Source organism: Pseudomonas sp. RA_5y_Pfl1_P24 (assembly GCF_963970945.1).
Taxonomy (GTDB): Bacteria; Pseudomonadota; Gammaproteobacteria; order Pseudomonadales; family Pseudomonadaceae; genus Aquipseudomonas; species Aquipseudomonas tritici.
This window is the reverse complement of sequence record NZ_CAXAOJ010000017.1, coordinates 85,812-102,040: the sequence shown is the minus strand read 5'-3', so window position 1 is coordinate 102,040 and position 16,229 is coordinate 85,812. Positions and strand designations below refer to the sequence as shown.

The following is a 16,229-nucleotide window of genomic DNA, read 5'->3' as shown; positions in this document are numbered from 1 at the left end:
GACTCGCCGTAAGGGCGAAACCCTAAGTAGCCGTTACCGCAGAAATGGATATGTACTCATTCCAACCACACCGCATGGTCAGCCCAGAGGCCGCCATCGCAGGCAAGCCAGCTCCCACATTTTGATCTGTGTCGTTCTTGAGATAAACGCTGGCCCGTCCCTTGCATTGACCCCCTAAAGCCCTAGGGGAACACTGCCTTGAACATTCTTGACCTCGACCACAGCCTCACCGGCCAGGCGCCGATTGCCCGGCGTTTGGCCAGCGGCCGTGCTACGCGTATCGACCTGCTGGACCTGGGCCCCAAGCTGCGCCTGTGGTCTACCGAAAAAACCTGGAAGCGCTTCGCTGAACGCCTGGCCCTGCGGCCTCGGCCTAAGGATGCGCGGCCGGAAATCCTGTTTGTCGGCTCCGGCGATTATCACCACCTGACGCCGGCGTTTCTCGCCGACTTGAAAGAACCCATCAGCCTCATCCACTTCGATAACCACCCCGACTGGGTACGCTTTGCGCCCAAGCGTCACTGTGGCTCCTGGGTCAACCGTGCGCTGAAAATGCCGGCGATCAAACGCATCGTCACCCTAGGCCCGTGCAGCGATGACCTGCATAACCCACAACTGCGTGGCGGCAACCTCGGGGCGCTCAAGCGCGGGCACTTGCAGCTGTTTCCCTGGCAGCATCCGCCGTCGAAAGTCTGGGGCCGGGTGGGGGATGGCGCCGGCCATCAGCAGCGCGAAGACCACCTGCATTGGCGCAACCTGGCTGAGCTGGACTGGGCCGCTTTCCTCGATCAGATGATCAGCAGCCTGCCCACCGAAGCGATCTGGATCACCCTCGACAAGGATGTGCTGGCCAGCGAAGACGCGGCCACCAACTGGGACCAGGGCGGCATGCGCTTGACCCACCTGCTGCAAGCCCTGCGGGCGTTGGCGGCGCGCAAACGCATCATCGGTATCGACGTGTGCGGCGAGTTCGCCACACCGGCGTTCAGCAATGCGTTCAAGCGCTGGGAGGCCAAGTCCGACCAGCCACCGCCCGAGCGCTGGAGCGCAGAGGATCTGCAGCGCAATGCGGCGACCAATGAAGCCCTGATCGACCTGTTTGAGGAGCTGTTTGCGTGACGTTGACTGTGGTGTTGCTGGTGGCGTTTTCCATCGTGCTCGATGTGATCGGCCAACTGTGTTTCAAGCTCGGCCTGGACCGTTTACCCGAGCTGGACGGCGGTTTCCGCCTGAACGCGTTCTGGGGCCAGGTGTTTAATGCGCCGTTGCTGTGGGCCGGGATCGGCGCCTATGTCGTCGAGTTTTTCGTCTGGCTTGAAGCCCTGTCGCGTGCGCCTTTGAGCCTGTTGTTTCCAGCGGCGGCGCTGGCTTATTGCGGGGTGGTACTGGCGGGCAAGGTGGTGCTGGGCGAAACCGTCAGCCGCCGCCGTTGGATGGGCACGCTGGTGATTACGCTGGGTGTGATGTTGGTGGCCATTGCAGGGAGTCAGGCATGAGTACGCAAACGATGAATACCGGATGGCTGCACGGGCGCTTCGGCACCGTGGTGTTGTGGGCCTTGCTGATCTGTACCGAAAGCGCTGGCCAGTTGTTTACCAAAGTGGCCGGTAATCAATTGGGGCAGATGGATTTCAACTGGCAGTGGCTGGGTGAGGTGGCCCGCAACCCAGGCATTCTGGCGGCCATAGCCTGCTACATCGGCGCGTTCTTCGTGTGGATGCTGATCCTGCGGCGCAGCAGTCTGTCCCTGGCGTTCCCGCTGAGTTCACTGGTGTTTGTGGTGGTGTTGCTCGGTTCGTGGCTGGGGCTGGGGGAACATATCAGCCCGCTGCACTGGGTGGGGGTGGCGGTGATTATTGGCGGGATTGCGCTGTTGGCCGAAGGCGAAGAGAACTGAGGTTTCTCCCACTCTCTCGACAGTTGCTACGGAATTAATCGAATTTGTAACTGATCGCCGTCTGCACCTGGCCCTGGTTCACGTCGCCGGTTTGCTTGACGATGCTGCTGTCCGCCGCTGAGCCCACCAAATGCACCCAACTGGCACTGGTCAGCAGCGACCATTTTGCGTCCAGCGGGAACTCGAAACTCTGGGTCAGCGTGACGTTCTGGAAACCACCACTGGCGTTGTACGGGCGAATCCCGGAGGCCGCGGATTCATTGGCATCTACCCCAAAATACGTCTGGGTCTGGCGCGCGTCGGCGAAGTTCGCCGCCAGGCCGGTGCTGCCGATGATCCCGCCGCCCAGTGGGTACCCGAGTTCGCCACCGAGCTTGCCCAGCGCGCCGCTTTGCGAATGCCCGCCGCCCACGGCCTGGCCCAACCGGGCATAAATGCGCCAGAAGTCGGCGGGCGCGTACTGGATGAAGCCGCCTACCTCAGCCATGTCCGATACATTGCGCAAACCTTGCAGCGAGCCATTGGAGGTGCGTCCTTGCAGGTAATTGATATAGGGGCCGGCAGTGAGACCGTTGGTGTTCAGCGCGCTCCAGGTCAAGCCGTCATCGGTGCTCAGGCTGACACTGCCCCAGTCCAGATCCAGGTACGGCACGGGCCGTGTTTCATAGCGGCTGCCGCTGGGGTCGTGGGGCTGGTAGCTGAAGCCCGCGCCCACTTCGCCGGTGACTGCATCGGCCCGGACCGTGCTGGAGAAGCCACACAGCCCCAGTAAACCGGCGAATACAGCAGAAGTAGCCTTGAGCATGGAGCCGTTTCCTCGTCTGGACAGGCACGCATGAACGCGCGATGGGCCTCCTGTACGCAAGCACTCATCTTGTTTGTAGCAAGCTACAAAAATTGTAGCTTGCACGACACATATTGCCTTGGAATATCAGGCAAAGCCCCGGCCCTGCTGGGCGCCGGCCAGTTGGCACACTCTCTGCTCTACCCCTTGTGCAAGCGCACTGAGCGCGCCCTTACAAGGTAAACGTAGATGATCCACTGGCATATCGTGTGTGACTTCGACGGGACCATTACTCCCACCGATGTCATCGACAACGTCCTCCAACGCTTCGCCGGCCCCGAGTGGGAAACCATCGAACAGGAATGGCTGGATGGGCACATCGGTTCACGCGAATGCCTGAGCCGCCAACTGGCGCTGATCAAGGCGACGCCCTCCGAACTGCTGGCGTATTTCGACAGCGTGGAGATTGACCCGGACTTCCCGGACTTCGTCGATCACGTGATCGGCCTGGGCGCGTCCATCGAAGTGGTCAGCGACGGCATCGAGCAGGGCATCGCGCGGATCCTCTCGCGCAACTACGTGAGCTTGCTGCCGATCCTCGCCAACCGCCTGCGCCAGGTCGACCAGAACAGCTGGCGCATCGACTTCCCGTACGCCAGCGACGCCTGCCGTGCCGCGTCCGGCAACTGCAAGTGCAAATCCACCCCACGCCACAAGCGCGTGCTGGTGATCGGCGACGGCAAGTCCGACATGTGCGTGGCCTCCACCGCCGACTTTGTCTTCGCCAAGGGCAGCCTTGCCGACTACTGCGTGTCCAACAACATCCCTCACGCGCGCTTCGACAGCTTTGCCGAAGTGCCTGCATTGCTGGCGCTGCTGCCACAAGGCATCGCCGCCAACGCCACCACCTTCAACACCTCTTCCGACAATCAGGAACTCTTCCACCATGTCTGATATCCGTATTGCTACCGCCGAAGACCAGATCCTTCTGGATAAAGAAGCCAAATACTGCTCCTACGGCGACACCGTTCACTACATCGAGCCGCCGCGTATTTTCAGCCGTTGCGAAGGCTCCTACGTGTGGGACACCGAAGACCAGGCCTACCTCGACCTGCAAATGTGGTACTCGGCTGTCAACTTCGGTTATGCCAACCCGCGCCTGAACAATGCGCTGAAACAGCAGATCGACACCCTGCCGCAAATCGCCAGCCAGTACCTGCACAAGGGCAAGATCGAGCTGTCGGAAATGATCGCGGTGGACGCCAAGAAGAAGTTCGGCCTCGACGGTCGCGTGCACTTCAACGTGGGCGGTTCGCAGTCCATCGAAGACTCCCTGAAGGTGGTGCGTAACGCGTCCAACGGCAAGAGCCTGATGTTCGCCTTCGAAGGCGGCTACCACGGCCGTACGCTCGGCGCGTCGTCGATTACCTCGAGCTTCCGCTACCGTCGCCGCTACGGCCACTTTGGTGAACGCGCCAACTTCATTCCGTTCCCGTACCACTTCCGCGGCCCTAAAGGCATGACCAAGGAAGAATACGGCAGCCAATGCGTGCAGCAATTCGCGCGCTTGTTCGAGACCGAATACAACGGCGTCTGGGACCCAAAAACCAATCAGTGTGAATACGCAGCGTTCTACGTCGAGCCGATCCAGGGCACCGGCGGCTACGTGATCCCGCCGATGAACTTTTACCGCGAACTTAAGCATGTGCTGGATCAGCACGGCATTTTGATGGTCTCCGACGAAATCCAGATGGGTTTCTATCGCACCGGCAAACTGTGGTCGATCGAGCACTTCGACGTGCAGCCGGACGTGATCGTCTTTGGCAAGGCGCTGACCAACGGCCTCAACCCGCTGGGTGGCATCTGGGCCCGTGAAGAATTGATCAACCCGAAGATCTTCCCACCAGGCTCGACCCACTCCACCTTTGCCTCCAACCCGTTGGGCACGGCGGTAGGTCTGGAAATGTTCAAGATGACCAACGAAGTCGACTACGGCGCGATGGTCATGGCCAAGGGCAAGTTTTTCCTCGAAGGCCTGCAAGACCTGCAGAAACGTTTCCCGATCATCGGCGACGTCGACGGCCTGGGCTTGGCCCTGCGCTGCGAAATCTGCGGCCCGGACGGTTTCACGCCAGACAAGGCGACCCTGGACTACATGGTCGAAGAAGGCATGAAAGGCGACATGGTCGTAGATGGCCAGAAACTCGGCCTGATCCTCGACGTAGGCGGTTACTACAAAAACGTGATCACCCTGGCACCGTCCCTGGAAATCAGCTACCCGGAAATCGAACTGGGCCTGAAGTTGCTTGAACAACTGCTGGTGCGGGCGACCAACCGGTGAGCCAGGCAGAGATCGACCTCGGTGAAGGTTCTGCCGGTTTCGTTCTCGGTGAAGGTCCGGTCGGGGTCCTGTTGATCCACGGCCTGACCGGCACCCCGACGGAGTTGCGCCAGGTCGCGAAGGGCCTCGCCAAGGCGGGCAATTGCACGGTGTATGTGCCCACCCTGGCCGGGCATTGCGGTGACAACAGCGACCTGCAAGCCACTGGCTGGCGCGACTGGTACGAAGGGGTGCGCAAGACCTTCGTCGGTGTGAAACAGCGGCACGAGCAGGTGTTTGTCGGTGGTTTGTCGATGGGCGCGGTGATGTCGATGTACCTGGCGTCGGAGCATCCAGGCCAGGTCGCCGGCTTGCTGATGTACTCCACCACGCTCAAGTACGACGGCTGGAGCATCAGCAAAATGGCGTTCATCACGCCGTTGCTGATCCGTATTCCATTCGGCGTGCGCCTGTTCCGCTTTACCGAGAAACCGCCCTACGGCATCAAGAACGAACGCCTGCGGGCCATCGTTGAACGGCAGATGAAAGAGGGCGAAAGCAGCGAAGCGGGTTTGTTGACGATGGAGGGCGTGACCGTGCGTGAATTGCACTGGATGAACGCCGTGGTCAAAAAGCGCATGCCATCGATCAACGTACCCGCGCTGGTGTTGCATTCCATCGAGGACGACATCACCAGCCGCTGGAACGCCGATTACGTGGAGCGCCACTTGGGCGGGCCGGTGACCAAGATTCTGTTGGACAACTGCTACCACATGATCACCGTCGACCTGCAATACCGCCGGGTGATCGAGTTGAGTGCCGAGTTCATCGAACAGCACACGCATTATGTTCTGCCAAATCGGGTCGTTGTGGGAGCTGTCGAGCTTAAGCGAGGCTGCGATGCAGGCGCCTCGGTCTATCAGTGAAACCGAGGTGATGCTATCGCAGCCTCGCTGGGGCTCGACAGCTCCCACATTGGATCGGCGTTCGCCAAAGAAATAAGGGGAATACGTGATTACCACCCAAGCCTTTCCAACCATCCGGGCCATCCAGCGCAGTGCCTGGAACGACTGTTTCCCGGGAGCACTGGAAGACTGGGACTATTACGTCGCCGTGGAAAACGCCGCTATCGATGATTTTCAGTGGCGTTACCTGGCGGTCTACGAAAATGGCACGCTGGTGGCAGTGGCCGCCGCGTTCATTACTCATTATCGCCTCGACACCACGGTATCGGGCGCCGGCAAGCGCCTGACCGAGCGTGTAGAACGGCTGTGGCCCGGGTTTTTGCAGTTGGGGTTGTATGCCCTCGGCTCTCCGGTGGCCGAACGTTGCGACGTGGGTTTCGCCAGTGGCGTGGCGGATGCGCGCCGCCCGATGATGCTCAAGCACCTGCTGGAAGCCGCGCGCCGGGATGCCGATGACGTTGGTATCGGCCTGGTGGCGGTCAAGGACGCGCCGAGCAGAGACCCCTATTGGCTTGAGACTTGCCGGGCGGCAGGCTTTCAAAGCATGCCGAGCCTGCCCACCGGCGTGTTGCCGCTGCCTTATGGATCGGTAGATGCTTACCTCGGCTCGCTGGGCAAATCCACCCGCAAGGACCTGCGCCGCAAACTGCGCGCGCCGGGGCCGCGGGTGGAGTGGCGGCGCAATATCGACGACGTGCTGCCCGAAGTCATGCGCCTGTACGAAGCCACGCTGACACGCGCCGAGTTGCAGTTCGAACGGCTGCCTGCCGGCTACTTCACCGGCGTGCTCGAACGGCTTGATCAGCGCGCGGTCTGTGTTCTTTACTGGGTAGACGAGCGACTGGTGGCGTTCAACCTGATGCTGGTGGACGAACAACGGCTGGTGGACAAGTTTTTCGGGCATGACGTCGAGTTCACCCGCGACTACAACCTGTACTTCCGTAGTTGGCTGACCAACGTCGACTACTGTATTCAGAATAATATTGCGTTGTATGAGTGTGGGCAGGCCGGGTATGCCAGTAAGCTGCGCCTGGGCTGTGAGTTCCAGGGTAACCGTGTGTTTTTCCGCCACCGCAACCGGCTGGTCAATGGCCTGCTCAAGCTTGTAAAAGTGTTTATTCGACCGGACCGTTCCGACCCCGCCATGGCTGCTGCGATAAGCGAAACCTGATGATCACCAAGACCCGCCAGAAAGCCCGCCCCTTTGCCATTTCGCGCTGGAGCGTCCAGCGCAAGCTGGTGCTGGCGTTCTGGTTGGTCAGTGTGATCCCGACCATGATCGCGGCGGAGTTGGCCGCCACTACGTTGTCGCAGATCTTCGACAGCAACGTGCGCATCTGGCTGCAGGAATCCACCAAGATCGTCAAGGACGAGATCGGCGATATCCTTCATGACAACGCGCGCATGGCCAAATTGTTCCTGCGCTACACCAGCCCGCCTGAGAACAAGCAAGCCGCCAAACACGACCGGCTGACCGCCGACATTGCCGATGCCACTGATATCGACGTGGTAGCGTTGATTCGCACCAGTGACCAAAAAGTCGTGTTCAGTACCGCCGCATCCGACATCGTCAAGCAGATCAGCCTGGCCAAAAATACGGTGTTGCAGACTGTGCAGGTGGAGGGCGTGTCTACCGGCATCGTGGTCTCGACGTTCGATACCTCGCAGGACGGCGTTGATTACGAGCTGCTGGTCGGGACTTACCTGGACAGCAGTTTCCTCACCAGCGTGGCCGATGTGCATTCCCTCGACCTGCGCCTGTACCTGGCCAACCCGGACGGTTTCTCCGAGATTTTCTCGACCCAACGGTTTGAGGATCACCCTTCGCGCATCCCCAAGAGCGTTGAAACCGCGATGCGCGCCACCCGGCAGCCCAGCGAGCAGTTCACCAATAACTACAGCGGTTTGTACTGGCCGATCTTCAATGATGCCGGTGACTTGCAAGGCGTGATTTTCAGCGGCCTGCTGCGCCACACCAGCCTGGTCGGGCTGGTGAACCAGAGTAATCTGTTCGTGCTGATCTTCCTGCTCAGTTCGGCGCTGTCGTTGGCGGCCGGGGTGTTGGTGTCGCGACGCCTGACCAAGCCTTTGCGCGACCTGTCCCAAGGTGTTAACGCGGTGATTTCCGGCGACTACGCGCACCGCGTGGAGGTCAGCGGCGGCGACGAGCTGGCGCAGTTGAGCAGCACCTTCAACCACATGACCGAGCGTCTGGGCGAGTTGCATCACCTTGAAGCCCAGTTGCGTCGGCGTGATCGCCTGCATGCCTTGGGTGAAGTCGCCATGGGCCTGGCTCACGAGATCCGCAACCCGCTGGGGATCATCAAGACGGCGACGCAACTGCTGCACCGTCGCGCTGACCTGGCGGAAACCGACAAGCGTCACCTGGAATACGTGATCAGTGAAGTCAGCCGCATCAACGACCTGATCACCGAGTTTCTCGACTTTGCCAAGCCCAACCCACCGTTGCGCGTGCTGCAGCCAACGCGACCCTTGGTGGAGGAAATCCTCGGCTTCTGCGGCCCGGAATTGGCCACCCATAACATCGATGCACACATCGACGACCAGGCGCCGGGGGCGACGATCTACGCGGATGCCAAGCAGCTCAAGCAGGCGTGCCTCAACCTGATTCTCAACGCCATCGACGCAATGCCCGAAGGCGGACGCCTGACCCTGGGCATTCGCGCCGTGGGCGAAAATACGGTGATCAGCATCGCCGACACCGGCCAGGGTATTGCGGCGGAAATGGTCGAGCGTATCTTCACGCCATTCGTCACCACCAAGGCTTCCGGCACCGGCCTGGGCCTGGCTAAAGTCTATTCGATTATGGAAAGTCACGACGGCAGCATCGAATGTGCCAGCGAGAAAGATGCCGGCGCCACGTTCAGCCTGTACATTCCGGCAATGGGCGAAGACGACGAGGACAGTCATGACGCATAACATTCTGGTAGTCGACGACGAACCCAAGCTCTGCGACCTGCTTGCCTCGGCCCTGGGCCAGAACGAGGTGCAGGTGTTTGTCGCCGGCAACGGCCTGCACGCGCTCAAGGTGCTGGAGCAGGAAGACATCGACTTGGTGATCAGCGATTGGCGCATGCCCGGCATGGACGGGCCGGCGCTGCTGGCCGAGATCAAGGTGCGCTACCCGCACGTGCCGGTGATTGTGATGACTGCCTACAGCACGGTGAAAAACGCCGTGCAGTCGATGCGCAACGGCGCCTACGACTACATCGCCAAGCCGTTCGATATCGACGAGCTGGACATCACCGTGGCCAAGGCCCTGCAATTTCGCGACATCATGCGCGACAACGCACGCCTGCGTGCCGAGCTGGATGAGCACGCACAGTTCGACAGCCTGGTGGGCGACAGCCCGGCGTTTCGCAAGGTGCTGCAAGCGGTGGACTCGGTGCGTGACAGCAGCGCCACCATCCTATTGACGGGTGAAAGCGGCACCGGCAAGGAAATGGTCGCCCGCGCCATCCACAAACACGGCTGCCGGGCCGACAAACCGTTCGTGGCGGTCAATTGCGCGGCGATCCCGGAAGGCTTGCTGGAAAGCGAAATGTTCGGCCATCGCAAGGGCGCGTTTACCGGCGCCGTGGCTGATCGGGTAGGGCGCTTCCAGCAGGCCGACAAAGGCACATTGTTTCTGGATGAAGTGGGCGATATGCCCCTGGCGTTACAGGCCAAGATCCTGCGCGCCTTGCAGGAGCGGGTGATCGAACCGGTGGGCGACCCCCGCGAGCGCAAGGTGGATGTGCGGGTGATCGCCGCCACCAATAAGAACCTGCTGGAGGCGGTGGCTAACAAAGAGTTTCGTGAAGACCTTTATTACCGCCTCAACGTGTTCCCGATTCCTTTGCCGGCCTTGCGCGAGCGTGTGGAGGACATCGCGCCCCTGGCTCGCCACTTCGCCCACACCCTCAGCGCCACGGCCGGCAAGCGCATTACCGGTTTCAGCGCCGAAGCGTTGCAGGCCATGGCGGCGTATCACTGGCCGGGCAATATTCGTGAGCTGCAGAACTGCGTGGAGCGCGCGACCATCGTGGCCGCCTCACCCGTGATCGAAGATATCGACCTGCCGGGTTATTTGTTCGCCTCGAAGCCGAGCGAGGGCGGCGTAGCGGCGATCCTCAGCGAGGGGCCGGGCATTCCCCAGGACCTGGATGCGGCGCTGGCGGAGGTGGAGAAAGCTTATATTCTGGCGGCATTGCAGGAGAGTAGTGGTGTGCAGGCTGCTGCGGCGGCGAAGATCGGAATATCCGAGAGGAGCTTTTGGTACCGCCTGAAGAAGCTGGGGATTCAAGTCGACAAGATCGTACGCTGATCCCCTGTTAGCTACATTTCGACCGTGTTTTGTCAGGAATGGACGCGTACCCAGATGCTGACCAGGACGGTTGCGGCCATCAACCACGCTATCGCCGCTACGGCTAAAGAGGCCTCCAACCGCATCCGATCCACCACCACATACAACGTCGCCAAATACACAAAATACGGAATGATCGACCACATTCCGAACAGGATGGTGGTCTTCAAATCGTCCACCGAGCGGCCCTTGCCGACGATGTAATGCGCGATCAACGCAAAGGTCGGAAACAGCGGTACCAACCCTGCGATGTAATAGTTCTTAGTCTTGGCCAGCGCCGCCAGGATCAGCACCACTGCCGCGCCCAAAGCGGCTTTCAAGAATAGATCCATCAGTGGCTCAACCCGTACTTTTTAACTTTATCGAACAAGGTGGTCTTGGCCATCCCCAATTCCTGGCTGGCCTGGGTCAGGTTGCCGCCACTGCGTTGCAAGGCATCGTTGAGCAGGTTGCGTTCGAAGGCCTCCACCGCCTCGGTAAAGGCCAGGCCATGGTTACCGCTGCTGGCGCCGCTTTTCTTGAAGGCGGGCAGGCCCAGGGCGAAGCGTTCGGCGACGTTGCGCAGTTCGCGCACGTTGCCGGGCCAGTCGTGGCTCATCAGGTTCGACAGGGTCTGGTTGTCCAACTCCGGCACGGCACGGTCGAAGCGCAAGGATGATTGCTGCAGGAAATGTTCGAACAGCTGCAGGATGTCTTCGCGGCGTTCGCGCAGCGGCGGCAGTTCAAGGGTCACCACGTTGAGGCGGTAGTACAGGTCGCTGCGGAACTGACTGGCGCGGCTCAATTCGTCGAGGTCGGACTTGGTGGCGGCGATCACCCGGCAATCCACTGCCACGCTCTGGTTCGAACCCAAGCGTTCCAGGGTGCGTTCCTGCAGCACCCGTAGCAGTTTGATCTGCAGGTTGATCGGCATGCTTTCCACTTCATCAAGGAACAACGTGCCTTCGTGGGCGTGCTCGATCTTGCCGATGCGGCGCTTGCCGGCGCCGGTAAAGGCGTTGGCTTCGTGGCCGAAAATCTCGCTTTCGAAGAGGTTCTCCGGCAAGCCGCCGCAGTTCAACGCGACGAACTGGTGCGAATGGCGCCGGCTGAAATCGTGCAGGCAGCGCGCGACCAATTCCTTGCCGGTGCCGGTCTCGCCTTCGATCAGCACGTTGGCCGAGGTGTCGGCGACGTTGGCGATCAGTTCGCGCAGGTTCTGCATGGCGGGCGAGCGGCCAATGATGCGCCCCTCGAGGGCGTCGCGCTCGGCCAGCTGACGGCGCAACGACCAGACTTCCCGCGCCAGCCCGCGCTGCTCCAGGGCGCGACGGGCGACGTCCACCAGGCGTTCGGGGGAGAAGGGTTTTTCCATGAAATCGTAGGCGCCGTTGCGCATCGCGCCGACCGCCATGGAGATATCGCCATGCCCGGTAATCAGCACCACCGGCAGGCTTTTATCCAGGGCCTTGAGGCGGGTGAGCAGCTCCAGGCCATCAATGCCCGGCAAGCGGATGTCGCTGATCACAATGCCCGCGAAATTCTCGCCGATGCGCTTCAAGGCTTCTTCGGCACTGCCCACGCCGACGCTGTGGATGTCTTCCAGTGCCAGGGCTTGCTGGCAGCCGAGCAGTACATGGGGGTCGTCTTCGACGATCAGCACGGTGAGGTCGTCTTTAGGGGCTGTAGCGTCTGTATTCATGTCGACTCAGCTTTTTGAGCACCCGCCAGCGGCAGGCTCAGGACAAAGGCCGTTCCACCACTGGCCGGATGCTCCACGGCAAGGTTGCCGCCGGTGGCCGCCGCGAGGCTGGCGGAAAGCGTCAGGCCCAAGCCCAGGCCTTGCTCGCCGGGTTTGGTGGTGAAGAACGGTTCGAACAAATGTTTGCGCGCTTCGGCGTCTATGCCGTGGCCGTTGTCGCGTACGTGCAGGCGATATTTGCCCTCGCTGCTGCTGCCGTCCAGCCACAGCTCGGGGGCAGGTTGGGCCTGCATGGCGTCGAGGGCATTGCCGATCAGGTTGACCAGGATCTGCTCCAGGCGCGTCTGGTCGATTTGCAGTTGGGCGGGGACAAAGTCACAGTGCACGCTCAGCGACAGGTCGTCCAGGCGCGCGCCGAGTACCTGGAACGCGGCGTCCACGGCTTTGGCGAGGTTGGCTTCGCCCTGGTCATCACCGCGCCGGGCGAAGGAGCGCAGGCTGGCGGTGATGCGGCCCATGCGGTCGATCAGTTCATTAATGGTCTTGAGGTTGGCGCTGGCGGTGTCCAGGGCGCCGCGCTCGAGGAAACGCACGGTGTTGCCGGACAAGGTGCGCAAGGCGGCCAGGGGCTGGTTCAGTTCGTGGGCGATGCTGGTGGACATCTGGCCGATAGCCGCCAGTTTGCCGGCCTGCACCAGTTCATCCTGGGCGCGGCGCAGGGTTTCTTCGGCCTGGCGGCGTTCGCGGATCTGGCCCTTGAGCCGTTCGTTGCTGGCGCGCAGGTCGGCGGTGCGTTCGGCAATCCGACGCTCCAGCTGGCTGTTGGCTTCCTGCAGGGCTTCCCGCGCGGCGAGGCGGGTGGCGATGACTTTGCGCCGCTCATTCCAGGCAATCAGCAAAAACGCCACCAGGCCAAACGCGACCGCCACCAGGATGCCCTGGTTGATGGCGGCGCGACGCAGGTCGTTGAGTGGGGTAAGCAGGGTGAAATTCCAGGGTGTGTCATTAAGCGGACGGGTTTGCGCCAGGTAGCTGACTTCGCGCTGGTCGTTCACCACTTCGCTGTTGGCTGGGAACGTGAGTTTCTCGGTGCCTTCATTGAGGCGCTCGCGGGCCAGGGGTTCCAGCTCGTTCAACGTCGCCCAGTAATATTGCAAGCTGTGGGCCAGGCGCTCCTTGGTGTCATCGCTCAGCGGGCGCACGGCCTTGAGGCGGCGGGCCGGGTCGCTGGAAAGGATAATGATGCCGTTCTCATCGCTGACGAAGGCCTCGAGGCGCGCGCGTTGCCAGCGTTCCTCCAGTGCTTCGAGGCGCACTTTGACCACGGCGACGCCGATGATTTTGCCGTGTTCTTCCAGGCCGTGGGCCAGGTAGTAGCCGGGTTCGCCGTTGGTGCTGCCGATGCCATAGAACCGCCCGGGCTGACCACGCACGGCGTTCTGGAAGTAGGCACGAAAGGACAGGTCTTCACCCTGGTAACTGTCGGCATCGCGCCAGTTACTGGTGGCCAGCACGCGGCCGGTGGTGTCCATCACGTAGATGGCCCGACTGCGACTGCGTCGGTTCAGGCCTTCGAGGTAGTCGTTGACGGTCTTGCGGGTTTCCTGGGTTGGGTCGGCCAGCAGTTTGGAGACGCTGGACTCCAGTTCCAGAAGGCTGGGCAGGTAAGTGTATTTGCTTAGTTCGCTTTCGACGGTGCGGGCATGCAGTTCCAGTTGGCGTTCGCCGGTATCGCTGAGGGTGCGGATGCCGTAGTACTCACTGATCCAGAAACCGATATAACCCAGTCCGATCATCAGGGCGATGATCAGCGGCGGCAGGAACAGTTGACGGATCAGGCGAGGTTTCACGGCAAGTGATGGCGGTGCGGCGCGAAATTGGTTGGGGTCGCATTTCATCACAGATGCCTTGGGTCAACCAGCGCTTGCCTGCCTGTACGGTCCATTGTGGGAGCGGGCTTGCTCCAACAATGGATCCGGTTTCTACAGTGAAAGCGCTGTAATGCTTAGTGCTGCAGGATTTTCTCAAGGAAGTGCTGCGCGCGTTCGGAGCGGGCGCTGATGTCGCCGAAGAATTCTTCTTTCGGGCAGTCTTCGATGATCTTGCCGGCGTCCATGAAGATTACGCGGTCGGCCACTTTGCGGGCGAAGCCCATTTCGTGGGTCACGCACATCATGGTCATGCCTTCGTGGGCCAGTTGCACCATCACGTCCAGTACTTCGTTGACCATTTCCGGGTCGAGGGCTGAGGTGGGTTCGTCGAACAGCATGACGATCGGGTCCATGGCCAAGGCGCGGGCAATGGCCACACGTTGTTGCTGGCCGCCGGAAAGCTGACCGGGGTGCTTGTGGGCGTGCGCCGACAGGCCCACACGCTCAAGCAATTGCAGGCCCTTCTTGGTGGCTTCTTCCTTGCTGCGACCAAGCACCTTGATCTGCGCGATGGTCAGGTTCTCGGTGATGGTCAGGTGCGGGAACAGTTCGAAGTGCTGGAACACCATGCCCACGCGTGAACGCAGTTTCGGCAGGTTGGTTTTCGGGTCGGCGATGGAGGTGCCGTCGACCACGATGTCGCCCTTCTGGAACGGTTCCAGCGCGTTGACGCACTTGATCAGGGTGGACTTGCCCGAGCCGGACGGCCCGCACACCACGATCACTTCGCCTTTTTTGACATCAGTGCTGCAATCGGTCAGCACCTGGAAGTCGCCATACCACTTGTTGATGTTCTTGATAGAGATCATACGGCAAACCTTTTTTGCAGACGCTTGACCAGCAGCGAGGCGGAAAAGCTGATGATGAAGTAGACGACACCGGCAAAGATCAGGAACTCATTGGAGCGGCCGATGATGTCGCCGTTAGAGCGGGCGGAGTTGAGGAAGTCCACCAGGCCCACGGTGTAGACCAGCGAGGTGTCCTGGAACAGGATGATCGACTGTTGCAGCAGCAACGGGGTCATCTTGCGGAACGCCTGGGGCAGGATGATCAGGCGCATGGTCTGGCCATAGCTCATGCCCATTGCCTGTGCCGCCGCCATCTGGCCCTTGGGGATCGACTGCACGCCGGCTCGCACGATTTCGCAGAAGTACGCGGCTTCGAACATCATGAAGGCCACGACGCAGGAGGCGAACGCGCCGATCGGGGTGTCTTCGCCGGTGATCCAGCGCAGCACGAACGGCACCGCCAGGTAGAACCAGGTGATCACCAGCAGCAGCGGGATCGAGCGGAAGTAGTTCACATAAGCGCCGGCGAGGCGTGACAGCAGTTTGCTGGACGACAGGCGCATCAGCGCCAGGACCGTACCCAGTGCGATACCGCCGACCACGCCCATGACCATCAACTGCAAGGTCATGACCATGCCGTTCCACAGGCCCGGGATGGCGGGGATGATGCCGCTGAAATCGAAGTCCATTATTTACCCCCCACGGAGATCAGGCCGGGCACCGCGACTTTCTTCTCGACCATGCGCATCAGCAGCATCAGGCTCATGTTCAGGGTGAAGTAGATCAGCGTGGCCAGGGTGAAGGCCTCAAACAGGTTGGCCGAGAACTCGGCGGTTTGCTTGGTTTGTGCCAGCAGTTCCATCAGGCCGATCAAGGACGCCACGGAGGAGTTCTTGAAGACGTTGAGAAATTCCGAGGTGAGCGGCGGAATGATGATCCGGTAGGCTTGGGGCAGCAGCACGTTCCAGTAGATCTGCGGCAGCTTGAAACCCATGGCACGTGCAGCTGATTCCTGGCCACGCGGAAGTGCCTGAATACCGGTACGTACTTGCTCACACACTCGGGCGGCGGTGAACAGGCCCAGGCATACGACGACGCTCAGGTAAGCCGAAGTGGTCGGGTTGAGGTCTTGTTTGTACCAGTCTTGCAGGTTCTGCGGCAGCAGGTCGGGTATCAGAAAATACCAGATGAATAGCTGAACCAGCAGCGGCACGTTACGGAACAGTTCCACATAGCAGGTCGCAATGCCCGCTACGAGACGGTTCGGCACGGTGCGCATGACGCCCAGAATGGACCCCAGCAGTAAGGCGATAATCCATGCCACGACAGCGATGGCGATGGTCCAGCCCAAACCGGCGATGTACCAGTCGAGATAAGTCTCGCTGCCCACGCCAGTGGACTTGAAGAACACGCTCCAGTCCCAGTTGTAATTCATTAGGGTCTCCCCCGAAATCGATCGATGTACAAGCACCCGCTTGGGGAAGATCCTTTCCCGCC

Annotated in this window: 16 protein-coding genes; 9 read left to right on the top strand and 7 right to left on the bottom strand. The window is 60.9% G+C overall.

Annotated elements, in window-relative coordinates; genetic code table 11:
• The first annotated feature begins 198 nt into the window (after positions 1-198).
• The 3 genes from AACY30_RS24340 to AACY30_RS24330 are packed head-to-tail and all read left to right on the top strand — an operon-like array spanning position 199 to position 1,897.
• A complete protein-coding gene (locus tag AACY30_RS24340) occupies positions 199-1,119 on the top strand; it encodes an arginase (protein ID WP_339469313.1) in 921 nt (306 codons plus the stop codon).
• On the top strand, positions 1,116-1,496 hold the full coding sequence (locus AACY30_RS24335) for a transporter (RefSeq protein ID WP_065872537.1): 381 nt from the start codon (positions 1,116-1,118) through the stop codon (positions 1,494-1,496). The genes AACY30_RS24340 and AACY30_RS24335 overlap by 4 nt, the downstream gene beginning before the upstream one ends.
• Positions 1,493-1,897 carry an EamA family transporter gene (locus AACY30_RS24330; protein WP_339417821.1) on the top strand — a complete coding sequence of 135 codons (405 nt, stop codon included), beginning with the start codon at positions 1,493-1,495 and terminating at the stop codon, positions 1,895-1,897. The genes AACY30_RS24335 and AACY30_RS24330 overlap by 4 nt, the downstream gene beginning before the upstream one ends.
• Positions 1,898-1,931: 34 nt before the next feature.
• On the opposite strand, the gene AACY30_RS24325 is transcribed toward AACY30_RS24330, so the two are convergent.
• Positions 1,932-2,702: a MipA/OmpV family protein gene (locus AACY30_RS24325; RefSeq protein ID WP_339541242.1), complete on the bottom strand. Its 771-nt coding sequence runs from the start codon at positions 2,700-2,702 to the stop codon at positions 1,932-1,934.
• Between the two features lie 228 nt (positions 2,703-2,930).
• Here AACY30_RS24325 and AACY30_RS24320 point away from each other — a divergent pair, with 228 nt between their 5' ends.
• The 6 genes from AACY30_RS24320 to AACY30_RS24295 all read left to right on the top strand — a co-directional run bounded on the left by AACY30_RS24320 (position 2,931) and on the right by AACY30_RS24295 (position 10,293).
• Entirely contained in the window at positions 2,931-3,635 is a 705-nt protein-coding gene (locus AACY30_RS24320; protein ID WP_339469317.1) for an MtnX-like HAD-IB family phosphatase, read from the top strand.
• The gene (locus AACY30_RS24315) at positions 3,628-5,022 is read left to right on the top strand and encodes an aspartate aminotransferase family protein (protein WP_049709772.1); all 1,395 of its coding nucleotides are present in this window, start codon (positions 3,628-3,630) and stop codon (positions 5,020-5,022) included. Before AACY30_RS24320 ends, AACY30_RS24315 begins: the two co-directional genes overlap by 8 nt.
• The gene (locus AACY30_RS24310; RefSeq protein WP_339541241.1) at positions 5,019-5,927 is read left to right on the top strand and encodes an alpha/beta hydrolase; all 909 of its coding nucleotides are present in this window, start codon (positions 5,019-5,021) and stop codon (positions 5,925-5,927) included. The genes AACY30_RS24315 and AACY30_RS24310 overlap by 4 nt, the downstream gene beginning before the upstream one ends.
• Positions 5,928-6,012: 85 nt before the next feature.
• Entirely contained in the window at positions 6,013-7,137 is a 1,125-nt protein-coding gene (locus tag AACY30_RS24305; RefSeq protein WP_339541240.1) for a GNAT family N-acetyltransferase, read from the top strand.
• Entirely contained in the window at positions 7,137-8,906 is a 1,770-nt protein-coding gene (locus AACY30_RS24300) for a sensor histidine kinase (RefSeq protein WP_339541239.1), read from the top strand. Before AACY30_RS24305 ends, AACY30_RS24300 begins: the two co-directional genes overlap by 1 nt.
• On the top strand, positions 8,896-10,293 hold the full coding sequence (locus tag AACY30_RS24295; RefSeq protein WP_339541238.1) for a sigma-54-dependent transcriptional regulator: 1,398 nt from the start codon (positions 8,896-8,898) through the stop codon (positions 10,291-10,293). Before AACY30_RS24300 ends, AACY30_RS24295 begins: the two co-directional genes overlap by 11 nt.
• A 32-nt stretch (positions 10,294-10,325) precedes the next feature.
• Here the strand turns inward: AACY30_RS24295 and AACY30_RS24290 are convergent, their stop codons facing one another.
• The 6 genes from AACY30_RS24290 to AACY30_RS24265 all read right to left on the bottom strand — a co-directional run bounded on the left by AACY30_RS24290 (position 10,326) and on the right by AACY30_RS24265 (position 16,167).
• Positions 10,326-10,664, bottom strand: a complete 339-nt coding sequence (locus AACY30_RS24290) for a GlpM family protein (RefSeq protein WP_339541237.1) — start codon at positions 10,662-10,664, stop codon at positions 10,326-10,328.
• Positions 10,664-12,013 (bottom strand): sigma-54-dependent transcriptional regulator, encoded by a 1,350-nt coding sequence (locus AACY30_RS24285; protein ID WP_339469322.1) that lies wholly within the window; start codon positions 12,011-12,013, stop codon positions 10,664-10,666. Before AACY30_RS24285 ends, AACY30_RS24290 begins: the two co-directional genes overlap by 1 nt.
• Entirely contained in the window at positions 12,010-13,911 is a 1,902-nt protein-coding gene (locus AACY30_RS24280; protein WP_339469323.1) for a sensor histidine kinase, read from the bottom strand. The genes AACY30_RS24285 and AACY30_RS24280 overlap by 4 nt, the downstream gene beginning before the upstream one ends.
• A gap of 107 nt (positions 13,912-14,018) precedes the next feature.
• Positions 14,019-14,753 carry an amino acid ABC transporter ATP-binding protein gene (locus tag AACY30_RS24275; protein ID WP_049709764.1) on the bottom strand — a complete coding sequence of 245 codons (735 nt, stop codon included), beginning with the start codon at positions 14,751-14,753 and terminating at the stop codon, positions 14,019-14,021.
• A complete protein-coding gene (locus tag AACY30_RS24270; RefSeq protein WP_339417840.1) occupies positions 14,750-15,421 on the bottom strand; it encodes an amino acid ABC transporter permease in 672 nt (223 codons plus the stop codon). The genes AACY30_RS24275 and AACY30_RS24270 overlap by 4 nt, the downstream gene beginning before the upstream one ends.
• Complete coding sequence (locus tag AACY30_RS24265) at positions 15,421-16,167, bottom strand: amino acid ABC transporter permease (RefSeq protein WP_065872525.1); 747 nt, start codon at positions 16,165-16,167, stop codon at positions 15,421-15,423. The genes AACY30_RS24270 and AACY30_RS24265 overlap by 1 nt, the downstream gene beginning before the upstream one ends.
• Positions 16,168-16,229: the final 62 nt, after the last annotated feature.

Coding starts and splice junctions, on each gene's coding strand:
- AACY30_RS24330 (WP_339417821.1), top strand. CDS start 1,493: ATGAGTACGCAAACGATGAATACCGGATGGCTGCACGGGCGCTTCGGC.
- AACY30_RS24325 (WP_339541242.1), bottom strand. CDS start 2,702: ATGCTCAAGGCTACTTCTGCTGTATTCGCCGGTTTACTGGGGCTGTGT.
- AACY30_RS24320 (WP_339469317.1), top strand. CDS start 2,931: ATGATCCACTGGCATATCGTGTGTGACTTCGACGGGACCATTACTCCC.
- AACY30_RS24315 (WP_049709772.1), top strand. CDS start 3,628: ATGTCTGATATCCGTATTGCTACCGCCGAAGACCAGATCCTTCTGGAT.
- AACY30_RS24300 (WP_339541239.1), top strand. CDS start 7,137: ATGATCACCAAGACCCGCCAGAAAGCCCGCCCCTTTGCCATTTCGCGC.
- AACY30_RS24295 (WP_339541238.1), top strand. CDS start 8,896: ATGACGCATAACATTCTGGTAGTCGACGACGAACCCAAGCTCTGCGAC.
- AACY30_RS24290 (WP_339541237.1), bottom strand. CDS start 10,664: ATGGATCTATTCTTGAAAGCCGCTTTGGGCGCGGCAGTGGTGCTGATC.
- AACY30_RS24285 (WP_339469322.1), bottom strand. CDS start 12,013: ATGAATACAGACGCTACAGCCCCTAAAGACGACCTCACCGTGCTGATC.
- AACY30_RS24280 (WP_339469323.1), bottom strand. CDS start 13,911: ATGAAATGCGACCCCAACCAATTTCGCGCCGCACCGCCATCACTTGCC.
- AACY30_RS24275 (WP_049709764.1), bottom strand. CDS start 14,753: ATGATCTCTATCAAGAACATCAACAAGTGGTATGGCGACTTCCAGGTG.
- AACY30_RS24270 (WP_339417840.1), bottom strand. CDS start 15,421: ATGGACTTCGATTTCAGCGGCATCATCCCCGCCATCCCGGGCCTGTGG.
- AACY30_RS24265 (WP_065872525.1), bottom strand. CDS start 16,167: ATGAATTACAACTGGGACTGGAGCGTGTTCTTCAAGTCCACTGGCGTG.